The following is a 1,541-nucleotide window of genomic DNA, read 5'->3' as shown; positions in this document are numbered from 1 at the left end:
CACAGACAACATGAAAACTGTAATGGATTCACCTAGAACAAAAGGTTCTGAAGGGAAGATCAATATACGTTTTAAGCAGTTCGCCGATGATTATGGATTCAAAGTTCAGCCCTGTGTGGCGGCTACACCTAAGACAAAAGGTAAGGTCGAATCGCCTATGCGCGTGCTTGACGAATTACGGGCTTACAACGGAAAACTGAGCTACATGGGATTTGTAGAACTTTTGCAAAAGATCAATGACCGCGAGAACGGTAAGGTCCATCCTGGGACAGGCCGGATCCCGGTCATGTATCTGAAAACTGAAAAGGACTCCCTGCATCAGCTTCCGCCTGACACAATAAGGAATCCTTATCAGCTTATCGATCATAAAGCTACAGTGGACCGATCCAGTCTGTTCCGCTATAAGGGAAACCAGTACTCTGTACCGCCAGAATACATAGGTCAGAAGGTCACTCTGCAGGTCTATGATGACTATATCCATGTGTATTGTAACACAAAGCTCATAGCCCTGCACGCCGTATCAGATAAAAAGATAAACTATACAGGCAAAGATTACATAAGCCTTGCGAGGCAGACTCATTCCTTCTCTGAAGAGAACCTTGAGGAACGAGCCAGAGAGAACCTCAGGGCGCTTGGAGAAGCATATGAGTAACAGTGTATATCAGCAGGTATCAAAGAACCTTGAGACGCTTCGCCTCGGGCAGATGGCACTTCATTTGCAGGAGGTTGCAGACAGAGTCAGCTCGGAGAATCTTTCATTCTCTGAGGGTCTCCTGAAACTCAGTAACTATGAGGTGGATTTCAAAGAGAGTTCATCTTCAAACAACACAATAAAAGCTGCTGCATTCCCTTTTGTGAAGACACTGAATGATTTTGATTTTGATTTTCAGCCGACAGTAAGTGAAAAACAGATGCAGGAATTCTGCAGTCTGGGATTCATGGAACACGCAGAAAACATAGTATTTCTTGGGAACAGTGGAGTTGGCAAAACACATCTTGCAACGGCAATAGGTATTGAGGCTGCAAAGCATCATAACATAACATACTTCATAAAGTGTCACAATCTCCTTCAGCAGTTAAAGAAAGCGAAGCTTGAAAACCGCCTGGAGCAAAGGCTTAAGCACTTCAACCGCTACAAGCTGCTGATAATTGATGAGATCGGGTATCTTCCAATAGACAAAGAGGATTCAAACCTTTTCTTCCAGCTGATAGATATGCGCTATGAGAAAAAAAGCACGATTCTGACAACCAATATCGGTTTTGGAGATTGGGATAGTGTATTCTATGATGCTGTAGTCGCAGACGCAATACTGAATCGGATTCTACATCATTCGCATGTGGTTAAGATAGCAGGCAAATCATACCGCTTAAAAAACATGATATCTGAGCCTAAAGACGATGAAAAGTGTACATAATTATTTAAGAACTTTGGGGGTGCGGACGTTTTTCTGGACCTCCTATGATGCAATCAATCCGAGTTGCTTACGATATTGAGTCGGACTAACTCCACCAAGTGATACTTTAATACGTTCTTCTGAATA

The 1,541-nt window shown here is 43.1% G+C and carries 2 protein-coding genes; both read left to right on the top strand.

All coding sequences use genetic code 11. The features are described 5' to 3' along the window. The coding region (locus ACTNCK_RS11690; protein WP_441082901.1) for a Mu transposase domain-containing protein at nucleotides 1–652 on the top strand (652 nt) is incomplete at its 5' end. Beyond that, nucleotides 633–1,415, top strand: coding sequence for an IS21-like element helper ATPase IstB (istB, locus tag ACTNCK_RS11685; RefSeq protein WP_441082899.1), 783 nt, complete (start codon nucleotides 633–635; stop codon nucleotides 1,413–1,415). The genes ACTNCK_RS11690 and istB, both read left to right, overlap by 20 nt. Nucleotides 1,416–1,541 lie beyond the last annotated feature (126 nt).

Origin of the sequence: Candidatus Weimeria sp. HCP3S3_B5, from assembly GCF_052064335.1 — a bacterium.
Taxonomy (GTDB): domain Bacteria; phylum Bacillota; class Clostridia; order Lachnospirales; family Lachnospiraceae; genus Weimeria.
The sequence above is the reverse complement of the archived record's forward strand: the minus strand, read 5'-3'. Positions and strand labels throughout refer to the sequence as shown.